The following is a 23881-nucleotide window of genomic DNA, read 5'->3' as shown; positions in this document are numbered from 1 at the left end:
TTTATCAAAAATAAAAAATAGTAGGAATAGTATTATATAGGTTTTATTGCGTATAATATGTCCGTAAAATAAGAGTATATGATTTTTTTTGTTTCCTCATAAATATTTTTTAATAGTAATAAAATATATTTTTTTTATAATTTAATTATGTTTGTCAAAGCGTATCATTTGCATAAATATTTTTTCAGTCCTATTCTGGTTATGAACTTAGCTATAAAAAGATGAAAGAGGAGAGTGGTTTTGATGAGAAAAACACAGAAGATTGTGCCAATTGTGACAGCTTCAGACGAAAATTATGCTCCTTATTTGAATGTGATGATAACGACTGTTTTAGAAAATTGTCATTCGAATAGGTCAATTCATTTCTATGTGATTGATGATGGATTATCTATATCTAGCAAAAAAGCACTCCAAGAGACGGTTAGTAGTTATTCACAAAGTGCGACTGTTGAATTCTTAACAGTAGACAAAGAAGTCTATCAAAATTTTTTAGTGAGTGACCATATTACAACGACCGCTTACTTACGAATTTCTTTGCCATCAATTTTACAAAAATATAGCTATAAAAAAGTCCTTTATTTAGATGCAGACACGCTTGTTTTAGATGATATTGTCCAGTTGTATGATACGCCATTAGCGAACCAAACGATTGGCGCAGTGATTGACCCTGGTCAAGCATATGCCTTAAAACGTTTGGGTATCCATTCATCCGATTATTATTTTAATTCAGGGGTCATGATTATTGATGTTGATCGGTGGAACGAGAAAGCAATCACCCAAAAAACAATTCAGTATCTAGAAGAAAACGGAGATCGGATTGTCTATCATGATCAAGATGCCTTAAACGCCGTTCTTTATGAAGACTGGTTAGCTTTAGAACCGAGATGGAATATGCAGACATCTTTAGTATTTAATCGTCATGAAGCGCCCAATGAAGCCTACCAAAAATTATATACAGCGGGAAATCAAGAACCAGCGATTATTCATTTTACTGGTCATGATAAACCTTGGAATACATTAGAAAATCATCCTTATACAGCTCTTTATCTAAACAAGCTAAAGAAAGTAGGTGCAAGAAATGGAAAATAGAAAAGAATTAGCAATCGTCTCTTGTTGCAATACCAACTTTGTACCACATCTTGCTGCTATGTTTGTTTCAATTTTAAAAAATAGTCCCTCAGCAGCCGCTGTTCATTTTTATGTGATTGATGACAATATCAACTTTGAAAGCAAGCAGCTACTGTATTTTACGATTAAACATACACAAATCAACGCAGAGTTAACATTTTTAAAAATTAATCCTCACTTTTTCAAAAACGTTGTAACAAGTGAGCGGATTCCCGAAACAGCCTATTATAGAATTGCAATTCCAGAGTTATTTAGAGGCAGCCATATTGACCGGCTTTTATATATGGATTGTGACATGATTGCCTTGGATGATGTCGCAAAATTATGGACAGTAGATTTAGGTGAAAATATTATCGCCGCTGTTGAAGATGCAGGTTTCCACCAACGTTTGGAAAAAATGGCGATTCCCGCAGAATCTATGTGTTATTTTAACTCAGGCTTGTTGCTAATCGATGTTAAAAAATGGTTGGATTTAGATGTAACTACTAAAGTCTTAACATTTATTGAACAAAATCCAGAAAAATTACGTTTCCATGATCAAGATGCATTGAATGCTATTTTACATGATCGTTGGACCCTGTTACATCCCAAGTGGAATGCACAAGGCTATATAATGTCAAAAGCGAAAAGGCATCCAACAATATACGGAGAAAGACAATATGAAGAAACGAGAAGAGCACCATCCATTATCCACTTTACTGGCCATGTCAAACCTTGGACCAAAGAATTTCAAGGCAGAACAAAATATTATTATGACCAATACGCGAATATGACTGCCTTTCGATGTGCAAAAACATTTAGTAAATATCTTTCTTATGCCAAAAATAGTAAAGCTGTTGAGCACGTTCAATAACCCTTGTTATTTAGAATAATAGAGGTACACCTCAATTAATTACTGCAGAAAAGTGGAGACGTAAAGAAGATTAATTTGCGCCAGGCATTGTGTGTTTACTCGAAATATTTTTTAGAAGGAGAGATTTATAATGCCCAAGTACTACTTTATTGGTGGGGAACGAGTGAGGGAGACAGAAGAAAAAGATTTTAACTGGTTAGTCATTGACACTAGTGAAAACAAGGTAATTGAAAGAATAATTAAAGAGTATAATTTTCCTCAAGATATTTTTGTAGGTACGTCGTATCCAGAAGAAGTTTCTCGTTTTGAAACTCTTTCGGATACGATGTTGAAACAACCGATTTCGCTAGTGCTTATGAATCTTTTGAAAGAGGGCAAGAACATTGAGGAACGTATAGTACCTATTTCGTTTATTTCTTCAGAAAACCTTTTAATTACATGTACTAATGGAAACAATCATTTTTTTGATCGTTTATTAGAAAAATATGATTACAAAATAGATACATTTGAGAAATTAATAACGTATGCGATTTTAGATATCTACTCACATTACGTAGAGGAGTTGAAGGAAAAGAAACAACGGATCGATCGTCTAGATAAAAAAGCACGTATGACTACAGAAAACGAGGAATTGTACAAACAAGCTGATTTAGAAAGAGAAATCGTTTACATTGATCATACGTTAAGGGATCAAAAAAGCACCTTAGAATTACTCTGGCAATCTTCCCAGTTTGTTCAGCGATTATCCGATAAAAAACTACTTTATGACGTTCAATTGAGACAACGACAAACCGAAAAAATGATTTCGATTTATAGAGACCTTTTAGAAAGTATTGGCAATCTTTTTAGCGGAATGATGGATAACCAATTAAACCATTTAATGAAATATCTTGATTCAGCGGCATTAATTATTTCAATTCCAGCGATGATTGCTGGCATCTGGGGTATGAATACCGGGGGCTTACCAGGTAAAAGTTCTGGGCTAGGTTTTTTATTAGTCGTCCTAGGTGCGCTCATTATCGCAGTGGCCTTTGGTTACCATCTTTACAAAAAAGATTATTCAAAATAAAGAGGAATTAAAATTTATTATATAGGAGGATGAATCATGTTTAGACATCAAAAAGAATTACAGTTTGAAGCGAAACCAGACAAACCGAATCCGTTAATTGCAAAGTATCTTCAAGAATTAATTGGTGGACAGTACGGTGAAATGAGTGTAGCAATGCAGTATTTATTCCAAGGATGGAGCTGTCGTGGAGAAGAAAAGTATAAAGATATGTTAATGGATATTGCTACTGAAGAGTTGGGCCACGTTGAAATGCTTGCGACAATGGTCGCTCGTCTACTTGAAGGAGCGCCAGTGGAAGACCAAGAAGAAGCAATGAAAAAAGATCCAACAATTGGGGCAATTATTTCTGGAATGAATCCCCAGCATGCGATTGTTGCTGGTTTAGGGCCACGTCCCGCAGATAGCGTTGGAAATCCCTGGAGTGGTGGGTACATTATTGCTAGTGGGAACATGTTAGCTGATTTTCGTGCTAATTTAAATGCAGAATCCCAAGGACGCTTACAAGTTGCTCGAATTTATGAAATGATTGATGACCGTGGAGTGAAAGATTTACTTTCTGTCCTTTTAGCTAGAGATAGCTATCACCAAAATTTATGGGCAAGCGCAGTGAAGGAACTGGAAACAAAAGAGGGCTCTATCTTAGTTCCAAGTACTTTTCCTAGAGAAGAAGAACGTTTGGATATTGCCTATGATTTCTATAACTTTTCTGAAGGAGATGAAAGCAGTCAAGGCTCATGGGCTAGTGGTAAAGCATTAGATGGAGAAGGAGAATATCAATGGTTGAAAGAACCAAAAATTGAAGGGAAAGCACCTAACTTAAAGCCTGTTACACCTAAAATGTACGGTACACCGAAATTAAAAAAATAAAAGATACCTCTAGCTATATATGAAAAAAGATTCTCGTTTAGAGAATCTTTTTTTTATTAACTGGTATCATATTTAAGGGTGGTTTTTTATAACAAGGTGATTTCTTTAGGAAAAAAATATTAAAACAAAGAAAAATAAAAAAATGCAAACGCTGTTATACAGGGGGTGTGGCGATGTAAAGATATTTATTGATGCTTTTTATTGACAAAATAAAAAAAACCACCTTACTATTGGTTTGTGGTTATAACCAGTTAAGGTAAAGGAGAAAGTTATGGAAAATGCCTTTAAAAACAAAGCTTTGTATCATCAACTTGTCGATTTGCTGCAGGAACGAATCGAAACATGCATGATTCCTCATGACAAGTTGCCCTCGGAACGTGAATTGACTGCACAATATGGGGTGAGTCGGACGACGGTCCGGTTAGCGCTACAAGAACTAGAAAATAGAGGTTCCATCTATCGCCGTCATGGCAAAGGAACATTTGTTTCAGATATAAAAAAAGAGGCCGCTGATTTAGCTGGCGCCTATAGTTTTACAGAACAAATGAAAGGACTCGGCCGAAAACCGCATACGCGTATTTTATCCTTCGAAAAATTGGAAGCGGATAAATTTATTTGTCAGCATTTGAATCTTTCGTTAGGAGAGGCAGTTTTTAAATTAAGTCGGTTGCGGATTGCTGATAACGAGCCATTAATGGTTGAAGACACATACTTGCCTGTGAAATTTTTCTTATCACTCACGGATCAATTGTTACGTAGCAAACCATTATATGATCTGTTTTCGGAAGATTTTAAGCAAACCATACGCTTAGCTGATGAAGAATTATACGCTAGTATTGCTTCAAAAGAAGATGCCAAATTATTGATGATTCCAGAAGGAGCGCCAGTCCTTCATTTAGCACGTCAGACATATAACATGAAAAATGAAATTATTGAATTTACGTTGAGTGTGGCGCGAGCAGACCAATTTCATTATCAGATACGCCATATTCGGAATAGTTAGGAGAGTTTAGTATGTTTACAGCAGAAAAAGAAGAACTAGAACAGTTAGGAGCGGAAATCACGACACGTGAAATTCGTCAGCAACCTGAGCTTTGGCAAGAAACCGTGACCCTGTATCATAAAAATCAAGCAGCTTTGGAAAACTTTTTAAAAGAAGTCCAAGCGAAAGCGCAAGGGAAACGCACAAGAGTAATTTTTACAGGAGCAGGAACTTCGCAATATGTCGGTGATACTGTTGTACCTTATCTCCGAGCATATGGCGACACACAAGCCTTTTCATTCGAGAGTATCGGGACAACCGATATTGTGGCCAAACCAGAAGATTATCTGATTAAAGACGAACCAACATTGTTAGTTTCGTTTGCAAGAAGTGGGAATAGTCCTGAAAGTTTAGCGGCAGTTGAAGTGGCTAATCAAGCGGTTGAAACAATTCATCATTTAGCGATTACTTGTGCCGAAGAAGGACAACTGGCACAAATAAGCCAAAAAGAAGAGAACAGCTTTTTATTCTTAATGCCAACACGTTCCAATGATGGTGGTTTTGCAATGACTGGTAGTTTTTCTTGCATGACCTTAGGCACATTACTACTCTTTGATCAAACAGCCGTTGAGCAAAAACAAGATTATGTAACCGCTTTAATCAAATTGGGTGAAGAAGTGTTATCTCGTGAAGAAGAATTAAATGAAATTGTTAACCTTGATTTTGAACGAATTGTTTATGTTGGTTCTGGAAGTTTAGCTGGTTTGACAAGAGAAGCACAATTGAAAATTTTAGAACTAACAGCCGGCAAAGTTGCCACGATTTTTGACTCTTCCATGGGCTTCCGTCATGGACCAAAATCATTTATTAACGAAAAAACAATAATGTTTGGCTTTGTTAATAATACACCATACACAAGAGATTATGACTTGGATATCTTAGAAGAAGTTCACGGTGACGAAATTGCGGCGGGTGTTTTTGCGATTGCTCAACCTGGCAAACGTAATTTCACAGGTTCGACTATTGAATATTCCGCAGAAACAGCGCTGTTACCTGATGGCTATTTAGCATTAGCAGATATCATGGTAGCCCAAACAGTCGCACTTTTAACATCTATTAAAGTTGGAAATAAACCGGATACCCCTTCACCGACAGGTACAGTGAATCGTGTGGTTAAAGGCGTAACGATTTATGACTATAAATAATACAACATTTGGAGGAGGAACTATGCTTACGTTAACAGCTGGAAAAAAAGCGGCAATGGATCGTTTGTCAACCCAAGAAGGAATCATTAGCGCATTAGCCATTGATCAACGAGGTGCCTTGAAAAAAATGATCAAAGCGCTAGATGTAGAGCCAACTGATGCACAAATTGAAACGTTTAAAGAATTAGTCTCGAAAGAATTGACACCTTATGCGTCCGCCATTTTATTGGATCCAGAATATGGATTACCTGCTGCAAAAGCACGCGATACCGAGGCTGGATTGTTACTCGCTTATGAAAAAACGGGCTATGATGCAACAACTCCGGGACGATTGCCTGATTTACTAGCAGATTGGTCTGTTTTACGCTTGAAAGAAGAAGGCGCAGATGCGATTAAATTTTTACTCTACTATGATGTGGATGAGGATCCAGAAATCAATCATCAAAAACATGTATTTATTGAACGCTTAGGGAGTGAATGTGCAGAAGAAGACCTACCATTTTACTTAGAATTAGTTTCTTACGATGCACAAATAGCAGATGCAACTTCTTTAGAATATGCAAAAGTTAAACCGCATAAAGTGAATGAAATGATGAAAGAATTTTCTAAACCCCAATATAAAGTAGATGTATTGAAAGTGGAAGTTCCAGTTAATATGAATTTTGTAGAAGGTTTTGCGCCGGCTGAAACAGCGTATACAAAAGAGGAAGCGGCGAATTATTTCTTAGAACAAAGTCAAGCCACTGATTTACCATTTATCTTTTTAAGTGCCGGTGTCTCAACAGAGCTATTCCAAGAAACACTACGTTTCGCTAAAGAAGCTAGTTCAACATTTAATGGTGTTTTATGTGGCCGTGCTACGTGGAAAAATGGCGTGAAACCTTTCGTTGAAGCAGGAGAAACTGCGGCTTGTGATTGGTTAAAAACAGAAGGCCGAGAAAACATTGAAAGTTTAAATGAAGTCATCGCAGCAACCGCCAGCTCTTGGCATGCGAAAGTTCAAGTAAACGAAGGGTAATTGGGAGGCATAGCTGTGATAGTAACAGTAACAATGAATCCGTCAATTGACATCTCCTACCTATTAGATCATCTAAAGCTTGATACCGTTAATCGGACCAGTCAGGTGACCAAAACCCCTGGTGGCAAAGGACTAAATGTCACTCGCGTTATTCATGATTTAGGTGGAGATGTTATCGCTACCGGCGTTCTTGGTGGTTTTCATGGGGCGTTTATTGCAAACGAGTTAAAGAAAGCAAACATCCCCCAAGCATTTACGTCAATCAAAGAAGAAACGCGTGATTCGATTGCGATTTTGCACGAGGGGAAGCAAACTGAAATTTTAGAAGCTGGACCGACTGTTTCCCCAGAAGAAATCAGCGACTTCCTTGAAAATTTCGATCAATTAATTAAGCAAGCAGAAATTGTCACAATTTCTGGAAGTTTGGCGAAAGGATTACCATCAAATTTTTATCAAGAATTAGTTCAAAAAGCTCACGCACAAGAGGTTAAAGTGCTACTAGATACTTCTGGTGATAGTTTAAGGCAAGTTCTTCAAGGACCATGGAAACCGTATTTAATTAAACCTAATTTAGAGGAACTAGAAGGATTGCTAGAGCAAGATTTTTCAGAAAATCCGTTAGCAACTGTACAAACAGCTTTAACAAAACCAATGTTTGCTGGAATTGAATGGATTGTCGTGTCTTTAGGAAAAGATGGTGCAATTGCCAAACACCACGATCAGTTCTACCGTGTAAAAATTCCAACGATTCAAGCTAAAAATCCTGTTGGTTCAGGAGATGCAACCATTGCTGGTCTGGCATATGGACTAGCGAAGGATGCCCTAGCTTCTGAACTGCTAAAATGGGGCATGGCGGCCGGAATGGCTAATGCCCAAGAAAGAACGACTGGGCATGTAGACGTAGAAAACGTGAACAAACATCTTATGAACATCCAAGTAGTCGAAATTGCTAAATAAAGAGCTCTCTTTATTTAGCAATTATCCAGGAATTGAAAGCGTTTACTAGAAAGGGTGGCAATGTGGACAGATTTGAAATTAAAGAGGAATTTCTTTTAAATGGTCAACCATTTAAAATTTTATCAGGCGCTATTCATTATTTTCGTGTAGATGCCTCAGATTGGTATCATTCACTTTATAATTTGAAAGCTTTAGGCTTCAATACAGTTGAGACATATGTGCCATGGAATTTACATGAACCGCAAAAGGGAACATTTCATTTTGAGGGAATATTAGATTTGGAGCGCTTTTTAAAATTAGCACAAGAACTTGGACTATATGCGATTGTGCGGCCGTCTCCTTATATTTGTGCAGAATGGGAGTTTGGCGGTTTTCCAGCATGGTTATTAAATTTACCAGGACGGATGCGTTCAAATGATTCAACCTATCTGAAGCATGTTGCGGAATATTATGATGTTTTAATGGAAAAAATTGTTCCGCATCAACTTGCTAACGGTGGCAATATTTTAATGATTCAAATCGAAAACGAATATGGTTCATTTGGCGAAGAAAAAGCGTATTTACGAGCGATTCGTGATTTAATGATTGAACGTGGCGTGACAGTACCATTATTTACTTCTGACGGGCCATGGCGCGCAACATTGCGGGCAGGCAGCATGATTGAAGATGATATTTTAGTAACTGGGAATTTTGGCTCAAAAGCTAAAGAAAATTTCGGTATGATGCAAGCCTTTTTTGAAGAACATGGTAAAAAATGGCCGTTAATGTGTATGGAATTTTGGGATGGCTGGTTTAATCGTTGGAAAGAGCCAATTATTAAACGAGATCCGCAAGAATTGGCTGAATCAGTTAGAGAAGCATTAGCATTAGGCAGTATCAACTTATATATGTTTCATGGTGGCACCAATTTTGGGTTTATGAATGGCTGCTCCGCACGAGGAACCATTGATTTACCACAAATCACTTCCTATGATTATGATGCGCCACTTGATGAACAAGGGAACCCAACCGCAAAGTATTTTGCGTTACAAAAAATGCTTCACGAGGAGTATCCTGCGTTACCACAAGCTGAGCCATTAGTAAAAGAATCTTTTGCGCAAACAGCAATTCCTTTAACCAACAAAGTGAGTTTGTTTGCGACCTTAGAAACGATTAGTCAGCCAGTAATCAGTGTTTATCCGCAAACCATGGAACAATTAGGACAAAATACAGGTTATCTTCTTTACCGAACAAGCATTGAAAAAGATGCTGCAGAAGAAAAGCTAAGAGTGATTGACGGTCGTGATCGTCTGCAATTATTTGTCAATCAGATACATCAAGCAACGCAATATCAAACGGAAATCGGTGAAGATATTTACGTTACACTGCCGCAAGAGAATAATCAAATCGATGTTTTAATGGAAAATATGGGTCGTGTCAATTACGGGCATAAACTATTTGCAGATACTCAGAAAAAAGGGATTCGAACGGGTGTCATGGCAGATTTACATTTTATGACGCAATGGCAACAATATTGTTTACCTATGACAAGCTGTGAACAGGTAGACTATTCAAGAGAATGGCAACCTGATCAACCAAGCTTTTACCAGTATCATGTGGAGTTAGCAGAAGTGAAAGATACATTTATTGATGTTTCTAAATTCGGCAGAGGAATTGTTTTTGTTAACCAAACCAATCTTGGTCGTTTCTGGAATGTTGGTCCGACGCTTTCCTTATATATTCCCAAAGGATTATTAAAAGAAGGGCAAAATGAGATCGTCATTTTTGAAACGGAAGGAACGTACCAACCAGAAATTCGGTTAGTAAAAGAACCACTATATAAAGAAATGAAAGAGGGATGACAATGAGTATTATTGGCGTAAGAATTGATGGACGTTTGATTCATGGACAAGTGGCAAATTTATGGGCGACAAAATTGAATATTTCCAGAATTATGGTCGTTGATGATGAGGTTGCAGGGAATGCCATTGAAAAAAGCGGCTTGAAATTAGCAACACCAGCTGGCGTGAAACTAAGCGTGTTACCAGTTGAAAAAGCTGCTCAAAATATTTTAGCAGGAAAATACGACTCACAACGTTTACTAATTGTGGTACGTAAACCAGATCGTTTATTAAAACTAGTAGAACTTGGGGTACCGATTAAAGAAATCAATGTCGGGAACATGTCTCAAACAAACGAAACACGGTCGATTACTAAGTCAATCAATGTGGTCGATCAAGATATTGAGGTTTTTAAAGAGTTAAATGCTAAAGGTGTCCATCTGATTGCTCAAATGGTGCCAAGTGACAAAGCGGAAGACTTTATGAGTTTGATAACAAAATAGGAGGGAACAAAAAATGAATATCTTATGGTGGCAGATCTTATTATTAACATTATACGCAGGATACCAAATTTTAGATGAATTACAAATTTATTCTTCATTAAGTGCGCCAGTGTTTGCAGGTCTTTTTGCAGGATTAGTGATGGGGGATATTAAAGCAGGACTTATTATTGGTGGAAGTATGCAATTAACTGTATTAGGAGTGGGGACTTTCGGGGGTGCCTCTAAAATTGATGCTAACTCAGGCACGATTCTTGCCACAGCATTTTCTGTGTCTTTAGGAATGAACCCTGAACAAGCAATCGCTGCTATTGCAGTACCAGTTGCTAGTTTAATGATTCAATTAGACATTTTGGCTCGTTTTGCGAATACCTACTTTGCACATCGGATTGATAAAATGGTCGAAGATATGAACTATAAAGGAATTGAGCGTAACTTCTTAATGGGTGCCTTACCTTGGTCTCTTTCTCGAATGATTCCAGTCTTCTTAGCACTTGCTTTTGGTGGTGGTTTAGTACAAAAAGTTGTATCTGTCCTAAATGGCGATTTGAAATGGTTAGGTGATGGCTTGTCTGTTGCTGGGGCGGTCTTACCAGCGGTCGGTTTTGCAATTTTACTACGTTACTTACCAGTGAAAAAACATTTCCCTTATTTAATTCTTGGTTTCACTGTAACTGCTTTACTAGGAACAATCTTTACAAACATGCAACTTTTAGGAACATCTGTTGCGAGCGTTGTGAAAGACTTCAGTGGTGTATTTAACGCACTACCAATGCTAGCAGTCGCTTTAATTGGTTTCGCTTTAGCCGCAATTAGCTACAAAAATGGCCAAATGATTCCGAGTGGGCCAGCAGCCAAAAAAGAACATGCAGCGAATGATTCAGACGAAGGAGAGATTGAAGATGACGAAATCTAATTATAAATTGACGAAAGAAGATTTTAAACAAATTAATCGCAGAAGCTTGTTTACTTTCCAATTAGGTTGGAACTACGAAAGAATGCAAGGATCAGGTTACTTGTATACGATTTTGCCACAATTGCGTAAAATTTATGGGGATGATACGCCTGAATTAAAAGAAGTGATGAAAACGCACACGCAATTTTTCAATACTTCCAACTTCTTTAATACAATTATTACAGGGATCGATTTGGCCATTGAAGAAAAAGAAGGCATTGCTGGAAAACAAACAGTTTCAGGTTTGAAAACTGGTTTAATGGGACCGTTTGCAGCAATTGGGGATTCAATTTTCGCAGCTTTAATTCCAACTATTTTTGGGGCCCTAGCTGCCAACATGGCGATTAATGGTAACCCAACTGGTATCTTTATCTGGATTGTTGCTCAAATTGCGGTGATGGTCTTCCGTTGGAAACAATTGGAATTTGCGTATCGCGAAGGAATTTCTTTGGTAACAACTATGCAACACCGCTTAACTGCCTTAACAGATGCTGCAACTTTACTAGGGGTCTTCATGGTTGGCGCTTTAGTGGCAACGATGGTTAATGTGAAACTATCATGGGCACCAAGTATTGGGGATGTAACACTTAACATGCAAAATAACTTGGATATGATTTTACCACGTCTACTACCTGCAGGAATTGTCGGTGGCGTTTATTGGATGCTAGGTAAAAAGAATATGACGTCTACTAAAGCCATTTTTATCGTATTAATTGTCTGTGTCGCATTGTCTGCGTTAGGTGTTATTTCAAAATAAGTAAGACAGGAGAAAATCGATGAGTACACATTTAGTTTTAGTAAGTCATGGCCGTTTTTGCGAGGAATTGAAAAAAAGTGCGGAGATGATTATGGGACCGCAAGCAACAATTTCCACTGTTGCTTTATTACCAGAAGAAGGAGAAGCTGACTTTTTAGAAAAATTTGAAGCGATTACGGAATCGTTAGAAGATTTTGTTGTCTTTGCTGATCTATTAGGGGGGACACCTTGTAATATTTTATCCAAAAAAATTATGCAAGGTGCTTCGTTTGACTTATATACAGGGATGAATTTACCGATGGTTATCAGCTATGTAAATGCAAGTTTATTAGCGATTGAAGGTGACTATGTTAAGGAATCAGCAGAAAGTATTATGAAAGTTAATGAATTGTTGCTAAATGTTGCAGTAGATGATGAGGATGAATAATTCTGACTTGTCGTCGTAAGTTATCAAAGGTTTAAGAGAATGATTTAGAGAGGACGTTCCAAAAATAAAAGAATTTATTTTTGGAACGCCCCTTTAATCGTTAATAATGAAAGCGTGTTCAAAAATGTTAGGGGGCTAATTTATCAAATGAAACATGGAAAAATAAAACGATTTAGTACATTGACACTATTGGCAAGCGCAACGATTTTAGTACCATTGAGTACGTCTGCAGAAGAAACAACAAACAGCAGCACTGAAACAAGCTCATCAATGGTGGAACCTGCCGCAACAGAAGAAAAATTGTGGCAATCTGATTTTCCAGGAGGGAAAATTGGTGAGTGGCAAGATGTGATTGGTAAAACAAATCGAGAATTAGCAGGAGAGTCGTTGGCGATTTCACGAGATGCAGCAGCAGGTAATAATGCCGTCTCTTTAAATTTAGATTCCCCTAAATTAGCTGATGGTGAAGTAGAAACAAGGTTTAAATACACTGCTGGAAGCGGTCGAACGGGTGTGATTATTCGTGGCAACGCCAAAGATAGCTGGGTTTTTGTAGGTTATAACGCGAATGGCAAATGGTTAGTTGAAAGCCCTAATTCGTGGAATGATTCGATTTCTGGACCAACGTTGAATGAAGATACGAATTATTTGTTGAAAGTACGTTATGTTGGTGAAAAAATTACTATCTGGCTTAACACCACGTTGATTTACGAAGGAGAACCTGTTTTGGCCAACGGGGACAAAATTCCAACAGAAGCCGGACATATGGGTGTCCGTTTGTGGTATGACAAAAAAATTGTCAATTACGACTATTTTAAAAATGGCCCTGTAGATAGTATTCCGGAAATTGTGCCAGAAGTGACGCAAATTGCTCCAGTCAAAGTTTTTACAAAAATTGGTGTCGCACCAAAATTACCGAAACAAGTAAAAGTGACCTATAATACTGGTAAAGAAGCCAATGAAGCAGTCAGTTGGGATGAAATCAATCCTGATGCATACAAAGAACCAGGAACTTTTGAAGTCGACGGTACTTTGGAAAATACAAACATCAAAGCAAAAGCCAGCGTTGTTGTTGCTAAAGACGATGAAGCTGAAAAAGGCGACAAAATCTCTTCCGCAGATTTAACAGCCGTGGTTGATCCACAATTTCCTCGAATTATTCGCTACGAGGACCCTCAGAATAATCAAGTGATTTTTAATGGCCAACACGAGAAAATAGACCAAGTAATGATTGATGGCAAAGCATATCAAGCAACTGCTGAAAAACAAAAGAGTGAAGCAAATCAAGCCGTTTATAACGTAGCAGTCCCAGAAATTGGTCTGCGTTTCACAACGACAGTGACTGTTTCAGAGGGTCAAGAATTAGCTATGAAACTCTCAGATATTCGTGAAGAAGGAACCAAAATACACACAATTTCAATTCCAAATCAAGGCTTGATTTCTGTCAATAGTACAGATGAAGGGGCGACTTTTGCTGGCGTTGTGATGAATACTGGGACAAATGCAAATAACGGAAATAAAAATGGTGATACTATCCAAGATTTAACTACAACAAGCCAAGAAGAAACGAAAAAATATATGTATGGTTTCTTAAATACAGCGAATTATGCTGCAAGTTTTTGGACGAACGCCTATGGAGACGGCTCTGTCGATGGTAGTGACAACAATCGAATCCATAAACAAACAAAAGAAGCGGCGACTGGTTTTGTAACAACCTTGTCAAGTGGGGCATGGACCTATCGACCATTTGATGCACCAGCAGATTACACAACTGGAGAAACACCAGAAGTGAAAGTTAAATTCTCAAAAGATAGCAACGACGACAATCGGGTGGATTGGCAAGATGCGGCAATTGGGTTCCGTTCAATCATGAATAATCCAATGGGCGCAGAAAAAGTCCCTGAATTAGTCAACCAACGGATTCCTTTTAACTTTGCTAGTCAGGCGACAAACCCATTCTTAGTGACGTTAGACGAATCAAAACGCATTTACAATTTAACAGATGGATTAGGACAAATGAATTTACTAAAAGGGTATCAAAATGAAGGACACGACTCTGCGCATCCAGATTACGGTGCTATTGGTCAGCGACCTGGTGGGGAACAAGCGTTAAATCAATTAATTGACGAAGGCCATAAATTAAATGCCGTTTTCGGTGTGCATATTAATGACACCGAGTCTTACCCAGAAGCAAAAGGATTTAATGAGGAATTAGTTGATCCGACGAAGCGTGGTTGGGATTGGTTAGATCCGTCTTACTTTATTAAACAAAGACCAGATGCATTGAGTGGTCGTCGCTATGAGCGTTTTAAAGAATTAAAACAAAAAGCACCGAATCTAGATTATATTTATGTCGATGTTTGGGGCAATCAAGGCGAAGCAGGTTGGTCAAGTCGTCAACTAAGTAAAGAAATTAATTCACTCGGTTGGTTTACAACCAATGAATTTCCGAATGCTTTAGAGTATGACTCGGTTTGGAACCATTGGTCTGCAGAAAAAGATTACGGCGGTACAACAACGAAAGGCTTTAACAGTACAATCGTTCGTTTTATTCGGAATCACCAAAAAGACACTTGGATTATTTCCGACAATCCCCTATTAGGTGGAGCCGAATTTGAAGCCTATGAAGGTTGGGTGGGTAAAACCAATTTTAATATCTATCGCCAAAAAACTTTTGCCATTAATGTCCCAACTAAGTTCTTACAACACTACCAAATTACCAACTGGGAAACTACAACAGCAGAAGATGGTCAAATCTATGGCACGATTAAATTAGCGAACGGCGCTGAAAAAGTGACCGTTACTCAAGCAGATGCCAATTCACCAAGAAGCATTAAGTTAAATGAGACAGAAGTTCTAAAAGGTGATGCGTATCTACTGCCTTGGAATGTTAATGGTCAAGACAAACTATATCATTGGAATCCAAAAGGCGGTACCAGCACTTGGTCATTGGATAAGAAAATGCAAGGAAAAACGAATTTACACTTATATGAATTAACAGATCAAGGGCGTATTGATAAAGGCGCAATTGCCGCTACAAATAACCAGGTGACCATCCAAGCCGAGGCGAATACGCCGTATGTCATTGCTGAACCTGACAGTATTGAACCGATGACATTTGGAACAGGAACACCATTTAAAGATCCTGGATTTAATGAAGCCAATACCTTGAAAAATAACTGGAAAGTTTTCCGAGGGGATGGTGAGGTTAAAAAAGATGCCAACGGTGATTATGTCTTTAGTTCAGAAAAAGAAAGAACCGAAATCAAACAAGACATCACTCTTCCTAAACCAGGAAAATATAGTTTGTATCTAAACACAGAAACACATGATCGTAAAGCCACAGTAACTGTTAAAATTGGTGGTAAAAAATATACGCGGACAGTGAATAATTCGGTTGCCCAAAACTACATTCAGGCAGATATTAACCATACAAGCAGGAAAAATCCGCAGTATATGCAAAATATGCGAATTGATTTTGAAATCCCAGATAATGCCAAAAAAGGCTCGGTGACATTAGCGGTTGATAAAGGCAATTCCGTTACAAAATTTGATGATTTACGAATTGTTGAGCGTCAAACGGATATCATGAACCCAGACAAACAAACAGTTATTAAGCAAGATTTTGAAGACACACAAGCAGTTGGGTTATATCCGTTTGTTAAAGGCTCAGCTGGTGGTGTAGAAGATCCACGGATTCATTTATCAGAAAGAAATGAACCTTACACACAATATGGTTGGAATGGAAATCTTGTTTCAGATGTATTAGAAGGCAACTGGTCCTTGAAAGCCCATAAACAAGGGGCAGGTTTGATGCTTCAAACAATTCCGCAAAATATTAAATTTGAACCGAACAAGAAATATACGGTCCAATTTGATTATCAAACTGATGGTGAAAATGTCTTTACTGCTGGGACCATTAATGGGGAGTTGAAAAATAACAATGACTTTAAGCCAGTCGGTGAGTTGACTTCGACAGCAGCAGATGGTCAAACCAAGCATTATGAAGCAGAAATAATTGGGGATGCTTCAGGAAACACCACGTTTGGTATTTTTACAACAGGTGCCGATAAAGATTTCATTATGGATAACTTTACGGTCACAGTGGAATCGAAAAAATAAATTTAGTCTATTTAAGAAACTTGGGCTACAAGTAGTTTTAACTTGTAGCCCAAGTTTCTTCTTTTATGAAAAGAATCAAGGTCTAGTGCTGCACTTTTAGACTGCAGAATAAACAGACACATTTTTTAAAGTGTCAGGCTTCTTTGTGTATTTCATCAAGAACAGATGGACAAACTTGCCTTTTGCCACAAATCGTTTACAATTATAATGATAGGCATAATTTATTTAGAGGTGAAGTGATTGAAGAAATACAATGTTGATTGGAATTACTGGGTTATCCGCTTTTTATTTGTAATGGCGCTGATTGTTGGCTATTTATTAATCACGAATTATCAGCACTTTGTCCATAGCGTTTCGGGCTTGTTAGGAATTTTATCCCCATTTATTACTGGTTTCGTGATTGCTTATTTATTGAGTGGAAGTCAGAAAAAAATCGAGGGGTTACTAGAAAGAGTTCCTTTACCAGTCGTTAAAAAAGCGAAACACGGCTTGAGCGTACTCCTTTTGTACCTAATTATTTTGTTTATTTTTGTTTTGACATTAAACTATATCGTTCCGCTACTCATTAGTAATTTAGTAGATTTAGCAAACTCTTTACCCACTTTTTATGAGCACATGGTTCAGTTTGTGATGAGCTTAGAAGATAAAGGGATTTTAAAAACAGCCGCGATTGAAAAATATTTAAATAGTGTCCTTAAAGATTTGTCGCCGGAACGTTTTTTAAATCAATGGACACAAGCGTTGTTTTCATTAGGAGCGTTGACTAAAAATGTTTCCTCATTCTTTTTAAATGCATTTTTAACGTTGATTATCTCAATTTATGCGCTGGTATTTAAGCAATCTATTTTGACATTTGTTGAAAAGGCCGCCCACAAATTGCTGTCTGAAAAAGTGTACAAGCAAACACAAACTTGGTTAAATACAACGAATAAAATTTTCTATAAATTTATCAGTTGCCAATTTCTTGATGCCTGTATAATTGGCGTTTCATCAACGCTTTTGTTAAGTATTTTAAATGTGAAATTTGCTGTGACTTTGGGAATTTTATTAGGTGTTTGTAATATGATTCCTTATTTTGGTTCGATTTTTGCGTCAATTGTTGCTGGTGTGATTACGCTTTTCACAGGTGGTGTTACTCAAGCCATTACGGTGTTACTGGTTTTATTAATTTTACAACAAATTGACGGCAATATTATTGGTCCTCGAATTATGGGAGATGCCCTAAATGTCAATCCGATTTTAATTATTGTTTCAATCACGATTGGAGGAGCGTACTTCGGCGTCTTAGGGATGTTTTTAGCAGTTCCTGTTGCTGCAATCATTAAAATTGTTGTCTCGGAGTGGCTAAATGAATCAAAAGAATCTGATAAGATCGTAGATTCTTTTGAACCTTAAAGCAAAACTTTTCGTCTCGCGTCGACGAAAAGTTTTTTAGTGAGAAAGAAAGTTAAGTTATTCGTAATGTTAGATAGGCTATATTTAAAGTGAATATAAAATCAAAATTGAGGTGAATAGATGCAGTTTTTAAAAAAATATGGCGGCTATTTTTTAGTTTTAGGGGTCTTACTTGATTTTTTTACACCGTATTATGTCGGATTCAAAGATCAATCTTACAACCAATTGACGGAAGTAATCAGTTTATTAGGTGATGTGAATAGTCCAGTCAGGGAAACCTTTAATCGTTTAACTATCATCGCGGGAATGTTGATGTTAGCAAGTTTACCTAGGATATATGCTATTTTTTCCAGACAAACAAAAAAAGGTGCCTGGTTAGTAGTGGCAATGATGGGCGCTTATGGTTTATTTGACTGTATTTTCAGTGGTCTCTTCAGTGTGGACACTTCAACCGCTGGCACAGTTGCCGCCGCAATTCATAACGGAGGATCAGCAGTCGGTTATACAGGCTTTTTGTTGTTATCGGGCGTCTTAACCGTTATCTATAGTAAATACGGTTCGCAAAAAAATAAAAACCTTTTTGGCTTTTTGTTTATTTTATGTATGCTTGCAGCCGGCTTATATGGCTTAGCAAGGATTCCACAGTTGCAACAGGTAAAACCATTTAATTATTTAGGCTTATGGCAAAGAGTGAGTTCATTTTGTAATTATTTACCAATGCTGGCACTGTGTTTACAAACTAAAACCAATGACAAATTTGATTGAACATTTGTCATTGGTTTTTTTACTAGTTAAAATTGTTTGGTAATGACTTAATTATTGGCTACGGTGACTTCACCAGTAACAGTGGCACCATCTTTTTCTAAGTCAGCAGAATCTTTGTATTCTTGTTTTTCAAAAGTAATATTGCCATTAACTTTGGTACCATTTAAAGTAAAGCCGTTTGCTTTCACCTCAATATCACCCTTGACAGTCCCGTGAACGATGTTGAAATTTTCAGAAGAAACGATTAGCTTAGGAACCGTGATTTCATATTCAGCAGTTACTTTTTTATTATCATCTTGGGAATAAAGCGCTAATTTACGATAGATATCATTGGAATCTTTCCCCTTATCATGGAAAGTACCAGCAACTGTTACCTCTTTATCAAAAGTGACATTATCAGTAGCTGCGACAATCCAATTTCCTTTATCACTTAACGCCATTTCGAGTTCTTCAGGCTTGGCACTAATTGAAGCACCAGAGACTACTTCTGTACTTGAATTAGCTGTTTCTTTGCTACTAGAACTACTATCTGTTTTTTTATCAGATGAACAAGCACTAAGCAGCACAAGAGCAGCAGTTGCCGTCAAAACAGTGGTGAGTACTTTAGACATTTTCATGAAAATCCCTCCAAAAAAATTTATTTATTTCTTCCTTTATCATAACTGATTCAAAGGGAAATGAGTAATCATACACTCAAAGATTGAGAAGTTTGGAAGGGGAATCCACTTTAAAATGTATTTATATTTTTAACAATTTATTGTTATATAATCAGTAGTATAAATTGGAAACTTAAGCATTTTTTTTAGAATTTGATGGTTTTTAGCTTCTTTTTTTATTAATAGTTTTTATTTTTTGCAGCCTCTTTTTTCACAAGTAACATATTGGGTTGTATTTTCCCAGTCTTCAGGATTGTCATCGATTCGAGCTCCACAAGCTGTATAATTGCCATTTCTTACGTGGATTTTCCCTTTTTCAGATTTTTTTGTATCGTTTCCAATATATTTTACATTAGCCATAAATTAGCAACTCCTTTTGTTGGATTTATAAATTTTTACTTCTGCTTAAGCTTCCATAAATAAAGATAGCATTTTTTTACATTGTAAACAAATATTTTTAGTTAACCTTAAAAAAAATAAGTCTTTGATTCATTTCTTTTTCAAATGTTCCTTTTCTGTAGTAAGCTAGTAATAGACAGAATTTAAGGAGGAGATTTTGATGCCTTGGAATATGAATGATTATCCTACATCAATGAAAAATTTAGCACCTTTGATTCGGAAAAAGGCGATAGATATTGGCAATGCGTTGCTTGCGGATGGCTACCCTGATGATCGCGCCATTCCAATTGCGATTAGTCAAGCGGAGAAATGGTATCAAGAGGCAAGTACAGCAGACAAAAAGGCATTTGAACAAGAAGCAAATCCTACGAAACGAGATTCGCATAAACAGGATAAACACGCTGGGAAATTATTAACGGCGGCTGTCAACGTTAAATATAAAGACGACCAATGGTTGGTAATTTCAGACAGCGCTGAAAAAGCAAGTAATGCATTTACTCACAAACAAGAGGCGATTGAACGAGCCCAAGAAATCGCTCGGAATAAGCAAACAAAGTTGAAAATCTATAAGCAAGATGGTACGTTACAAGAAACCAAAGAGTATACTGAATAATTTTTCGAAACCTTGATATTCCGTTGCAATTCAAGAAACGGCTATCAAGGTTTTTTGCGAGGGAAAAATGTGCAAGTAAGAAAAAATAACAAAAGTTAAGAATGAGAATAAGGCTTGCTTTTCTAGTTTTTGGTGGGTACAATTACACTAATTAAGATAAAAAATTAAAATAATTGAGGTGCTACGACAATGGAAAAAGCCAATCTTGATTGGAATAATTTAGGATTTTCTTACATTAAAACGCCTTTTCGTTATATTAGTTATTGGCGAGATGGTAAGTGGGAAGAAGGCACGTTAACAGATAACAATCAGATAACGATTAGTGAAGGTTCGCCTGCTCTACATTATGGCCAACAATGTTTTGAAGGATTAAAAGCGTATCAATGTGCAGATGGTTCTGTCAATTTGTTTCGTCCAGATGAAAATGCCAAACGGCTACAAAAAAGTTGTGCGCGTCTACTGATGCCACAAGTGCCAGTAGAAACCTTTGTTTCTGCATGCCAAGAAGTGGTGAAAGCCAACCTTGCTTATTTACCGCCATATGGAACGGGCGGCACGTTGTATCTTCGCCCTTATATGATTGGTGTCGGCGATAATATTGGCGTAGCACCTGCCAAAGAATACATTTTTTCTATTTTTTGCGTGCCGGTTGGTTCGTATTTTAAAAATGGTTTAGCACCAACCAACTTTATCGTTTCTGAATATGATCGAGCGGCGGGTCGAGGAACTGGGGCCGCTAAAGTGGGGGGCAATTATGCAGCTAGTCTTTTACCAGGTGCAGAAGCACATGAGAAAGAATTTAGTGATTGCATTTATTTAGATCCGTATACGCATACGAAAATTGAAGAAGTTGGTGCAGCTAATTTCTTTGGCATAACCAAAGACGGTACTTTTATTACGCCGAAATCAGCGTCTATTTTACCAAGTATTACTAAATATTCATTATTGACGCTAGCAAAAGAACGTTTAGGGATGACGGCGCTTGAAGGAGATGTTTACATTGACCGATTAGCGGACTTTTCCGAAGCAGGTGCTTGTGGCACAGCGGCGATTATTTCTCCTATTGGTGGGATTCAAAACGGCACAGATTTTCATGTATTTTATAGTGAAACAGAAGTTGGGCCAGTGACCAAGCAACTATATGATGAACTGGTTGGCATTCAGTTTGGTGACAAAGAAGCGCCAGAAGGCTGGATTGTTAAAGTTTAAAGAGACAAAAAAGAGAGAATTCATGCTCTCTTTTTTTTGTGTAGAATATTCAGAATTTTCTATAAAAAGATTGACTTTGATTCTATTTAAAGGAATAATGGAAGATACAAGATTTAAAAAAGGAGGGAAAGCTATTGCTTATTAAATCAGCAGAATCAGAAGAAATGACGATTTTTTTTGATAAAGAAAACCAACCAAATACACAAGTTCAAATGGGCATTATTACATTACAGCCTGGTGAAAAACGGCCTTTAGCTGGATATGCTCGCCATGAACAGGATGAATATTCTTATGTGATTTCTGGCGAAGCACATACGATTTTAGAAGATGGTCAAGACTTAGTTGGAAAAGCTGGACAAGCCCAATTAATTGAAGCTGGTGAGGGGCACATTAATTATAATAATGGGTTGGAGCCAGCGGTCGTTGTCTGGATGCTTGTGGAAAGGACAAAATAAAAGGGGAGCTGTCTTTCTGTAAGTAAGAGCATAAAAAAATGAAGAGTTATAGGAGAAAGAAGATGAAAAAGTATTTAAAAATCACAATGGTTTGTATTTTATTGGTAGGATTTTTAGCTGTGTGTACCAATAAAAATGAAAATAAAAAGAAACAGAAAAATACCAAAGAAGCCGTTCAATTGATGTCACCCTCGGAATTAACAACGCTCAACACCTCTGTATTATTGGATTTTCCAGATGCTATTGTCCAAACTGCAGCGTTTGAAGGGTTATATAGTTTAGATGAACAAGACCAATTGGTACCAGCCGTAGCAAAAGCATTGCCGACGATTTCAGAAGATGGAAAAACCTACACGATTTCTTTGAGAAAAGAAGCGGTTTGGAGTAACGATGATCCTGTCACGGCACATGATTTTGAATATGCTTGGAAAAAAATGATTGATCCTAAAAACGGATTTGTCTATAGTTTCCTCATCGTTGAAACAATTCAAAATGGTGCAGAAATCTCAGCGGGGAAATTAGCTCCCAATGAACTTGGTGTCACAGCTGTGGATGATTATACATTAAAGGTGACGCTCAAAGAGCCAAAACCGTACTTTACGTCCTTATTAGCTTTTCCTACATTTTTCCCGCAAAATCAAAAAGTAGTCGAACAATTTGGTGCGGACTATGGAACTGCTAGTGATAAAGTCGTCTATAATGGCCCGTTCGTGGTAAAAGATTGGCAGCAAACAAAGATGGACTGGCAACTAGCAAAAAATAATCGCTATTGGGATCGCCAGAACGTGCGCTCAGACATTATCAATTATACGGTTATCAAAGAAACATCTACCGCATTGAATCTTTTTGAAGATGGACAATTAGATGTGGCTACACTAAGTGGTGAACTGGCGCAACAGAATAAAAATAATACGTTGTATCATTCGTACCCAACAGCGACAATGAACTATTTGCGCTTAAATCAAAAACGGAAAGGGCAAGCAACGCCGCTTGCAAACGAAAACCTGCGTAAAGCGTTGGCTTTAGGAATAGATAAAGAAAATCTAGTCAATAATATTATTGCAGATGGTTCTAAAGCTTTACATGGTGCGATTACGGAAGGCTTTGTGGCGAATCCCACAACGGGCCTCGATTTTCGTCAAGAAGCAGGTAATTTAATGGTTTATAACAAAGAAAAAGCGCAAAGTTATTGGAAAAAAGCACAAGCAGAATTAGGAGAAAAGGTTAACGTTGAATTGATGGTAACAGATGATGGTTCTTACAAAAAAATTGGTGAAAGTTTGCAAGGCTCGCTACAAGAACTGTTTCCTGGTTTGACAATAGAGCTAACCGCATTGCCGACTGAAGCTGCATTGAACTTTGGGCGAGAAAGTGACTATGATTTATTCTTAATTTACTGGACACCAGACTATCAAGATCCTATTTCTACCCTGATGACTTTATACAAGGGCAATGATCGCAATTATCAGAACCCTGTCTATGACAAATTATTAGATGAAGCAGCCACAACCTATGCCTTGGAGCCAGAAAAAAGATGGGCGACACTGATTGCAGCTGAAAAAGAAGTGATTGAAACGACTGCTGGCATGATTCCACTTAGCCAAAATGAACAAACAGTCCTGCAAAATGATAAAGTCAAAGGCTTGAATTTTCATACCTTTGGCGCTCCATTAACGTTAAAAAATGTTTATAAGGAAAAATAAAAAGAGAGCCTGGGCTGAAAATCGCT

General features: G+C 37.4%; 22 protein-coding genes. 20 read left to right on the top strand and 2 right to left on the bottom strand.

Annotated elements, in window-relative coordinates:
* The first annotated feature begins 243 nt into the window (after window positions 1-243).
* From IGI87_RS08330 to IGI87_RS08255, 16 genes are all read left to right on the top strand, one after another.
* Complete coding sequence (locus IGI87_RS08330) at window positions 244-1089, top strand: glycosyltransferase family 8 protein (RefSeq protein ID WP_113794193.1); 846 nt, start codon at window positions 244-246, stop codon at window positions 1087-1089.
* Complete coding sequence (locus IGI87_RS08325) at window positions 1079-1981, top strand: glycosyltransferase family 8 protein (protein WP_113794191.1); 903 nt, start codon at window positions 1079-1081, stop codon at window positions 1979-1981. Before IGI87_RS08330 ends, IGI87_RS08325 begins: the two co-directional genes overlap by 11 nt.
* Before the next feature lie 130 nt (window positions 1982-2111).
* Window positions 2112-3050 (top strand): magnesium transporter CorA family protein, encoded by a 939-nt coding sequence (locus IGI87_RS08320; RefSeq protein ID WP_104854052.1) that lies wholly within the window; start codon window positions 2112-2114, stop codon window positions 3048-3050.
* Window positions 3051-3086: 36 nt separating this feature from the next.
* Window positions 3087-3917 carry a manganese catalase family protein gene (locus tag IGI87_RS08315; RefSeq protein WP_104854051.1) on the top strand — a complete coding sequence of 277 codons (831 nt, stop codon included), beginning with the start codon at window positions 3087-3089 and terminating at the stop codon, window positions 3915-3917.
* 271 nt (window positions 3918-4188) lie between these two features.
* A complete protein-coding gene (locus tag IGI87_RS08310; RefSeq protein ID WP_104854050.1) occupies window positions 4189-4920 on the top strand; it encodes a GntR family transcriptional regulator in 732 nt (243 codons plus the stop codon).
* An 11-nt stretch (window positions 4921-4931) separates the two neighbouring features.
* Complete coding sequence (gene agaS, locus IGI87_RS08305; RefSeq protein ID WP_113794189.1) at window positions 4932-6104, top strand: SIS domain-containing protein; 1173 nt, start codon at window positions 4932-4934, stop codon at window positions 6102-6104.
* 22 nt (window positions 6105-6126) lie between these two features.
* A complete protein-coding gene (gene lacD / locus IGI87_RS08300; protein ID WP_104854048.1) occupies window positions 6127-7122 on the top strand; it encodes a tagatose-bisphosphate aldolase in 996 nt (331 codons plus the stop codon).
* 15 nt (window positions 7123-7137) lie between these two features.
* Window positions 7138-8079 carry a hexose kinase gene (locus IGI87_RS08295; RefSeq protein WP_438736636.1) on the top strand — a complete coding sequence of 314 codons (942 nt, stop codon included), beginning with the start codon at window positions 7138-7140 and terminating at the stop codon, window positions 8077-8079.
* Between the two features lie 32 nt (window positions 8080-8111).
* Entirely contained in the window at window positions 8112-9920 is a 1809-nt protein-coding gene (locus IGI87_RS08290) for a glycoside hydrolase family 35 protein (RefSeq protein ID WP_438736634.1), read from the top strand.
* 2 nt (window positions 9921-9922) lie between these two features.
* Window positions 9923-10402: a PTS system mannose/fructose/N-acetylgalactosamine-transporter subunit IIB gene (locus IGI87_RS08285; protein WP_002361968.1), complete on the top strand. Its 480-nt coding sequence runs from the start codon at window positions 9923-9925 to the stop codon at window positions 10400-10402.
* Between the two features lie 13 nt (window positions 10403-10415).
* Complete coding sequence (locus IGI87_RS08280) at window positions 10416-11315, top strand: PTS mannose/fructose/sorbose/N-acetylgalactosamine transporter subunit IIC (RefSeq protein WP_002357253.1); 900 nt, start codon at window positions 10416-10418, stop codon at window positions 11313-11315.
* On the top strand, window positions 11302-12111 hold the full coding sequence (locus IGI87_RS08275; RefSeq protein ID WP_002357254.1) for a PTS system mannose/fructose/sorbose family transporter subunit IID: 810 nt from the start codon (window positions 11302-11304) through the stop codon (window positions 12109-12111). Before IGI87_RS08280 ends, IGI87_RS08275 begins: the two co-directional genes overlap by 14 nt.
* 19 nt (window positions 12112-12130) lie before the next feature.
* Window positions 12131-12538, top strand: a complete 408-nt coding sequence (locus IGI87_RS08270; RefSeq protein WP_438736632.1) for a PTS sugar transporter subunit IIA — start codon at window positions 12131-12133, stop codon at window positions 12536-12538.
* A 147-nt stretch (window positions 12539-12685) separates the two neighbouring features.
* Complete coding sequence (locus IGI87_RS08265; protein WP_438736630.1) at window positions 12686-16660, top strand: endo-alpha-N-acetylgalactosaminidase family protein; 3975 nt, start codon at window positions 12686-12688, stop codon at window positions 16658-16660.
* Window positions 16661-16900: 240 nt separating this feature from the next.
* Complete coding sequence (locus tag IGI87_RS08260; protein WP_438736628.1) at window positions 16901-18055, top strand: AI-2E family transporter; 1155 nt, start codon at window positions 16901-16903, stop codon at window positions 18053-18055.
* Window positions 18056-18175: 120 nt separating this feature from the next.
* On the top strand, window positions 18176-18820 hold the full coding sequence (locus IGI87_RS08255; RefSeq protein ID WP_438736626.1) for a DUF998 domain-containing protein: 645 nt from the start codon (window positions 18176-18178) through the stop codon (window positions 18818-18820).
* Window positions 18821-18867: 47 nt separating this feature from the next.
* On the opposite strand, the gene IGI87_RS08250 is transcribed toward IGI87_RS08255, so the two are convergent.
* Window positions 18868-19437: a hypothetical protein gene (locus IGI87_RS08250; protein ID WP_104854041.1), complete on the bottom strand. Its 570-nt coding sequence runs from the start codon at window positions 19435-19437 to the stop codon at window positions 18868-18870.
* Between the two features lie 228 nt (window positions 19438-19665).
* The gene (locus IGI87_RS08245; RefSeq protein WP_010707488.1) at window positions 19666-19836 is read right to left on the bottom strand and encodes a hypothetical protein; all 171 of its coding nucleotides are present in this window, start codon (window positions 19834-19836) and stop codon (window positions 19666-19668) included.
* A gap of 199 nt (window positions 19837-20035) precedes the next feature.
* Between IGI87_RS08245 and IGI87_RS08240 the strand changes: the two genes are divergently transcribed.
* The 4 genes from IGI87_RS08240 (at window position 20036) to IGI87_RS08225 (ending at window position 23855) form a co-directional block, all read left to right on the top strand.
* Window positions 20036-20488: a DUF2188 domain-containing protein gene (locus IGI87_RS08240; RefSeq protein ID WP_113794176.1), complete on the top strand. Its 453-nt coding sequence runs from the start codon at window positions 20036-20038 to the stop codon at window positions 20486-20488.
* A gap of 189 nt (window positions 20489-20677) precedes the next feature.
* Window positions 20678-21697: a branched-chain amino acid aminotransferase gene (locus IGI87_RS08235; protein WP_438736624.1), complete on the top strand. Its 1020-nt coding sequence runs from the start codon at window positions 20678-20680 to the stop codon at window positions 21695-21697.
* 134 nt (window positions 21698-21831) lie between these two features.
* Window positions 21832-22152, top strand: a complete 321-nt coding sequence (locus IGI87_RS08230; protein WP_438736622.1) for a cupin domain-containing protein — start codon at window positions 21832-21834, stop codon at window positions 22150-22152.
* Between the two features lie 62 nt (window positions 22153-22214).
* Window positions 22215-23855 (top strand): peptide ABC transporter substrate-binding protein, encoded by a 1641-nt coding sequence (locus IGI87_RS08225; RefSeq protein WP_438736620.1) that lies wholly within the window; start codon window positions 22215-22217, stop codon window positions 23853-23855.
* Window positions 23856-23881 lie beyond the last annotated feature (26 nt).

This window comes from Enterococcus sp. DIV1444a, assembly GCF_051712125.1.
In the GTDB taxonomy this organism is placed as follows: Bacteria; Bacillota; Bacilli; order Lactobacillales; family Enterococcaceae; genus Enterococcus; species Enterococcus faecalis.
This window is presented reverse-complemented; position numbering and strand designations above follow the sequence as displayed.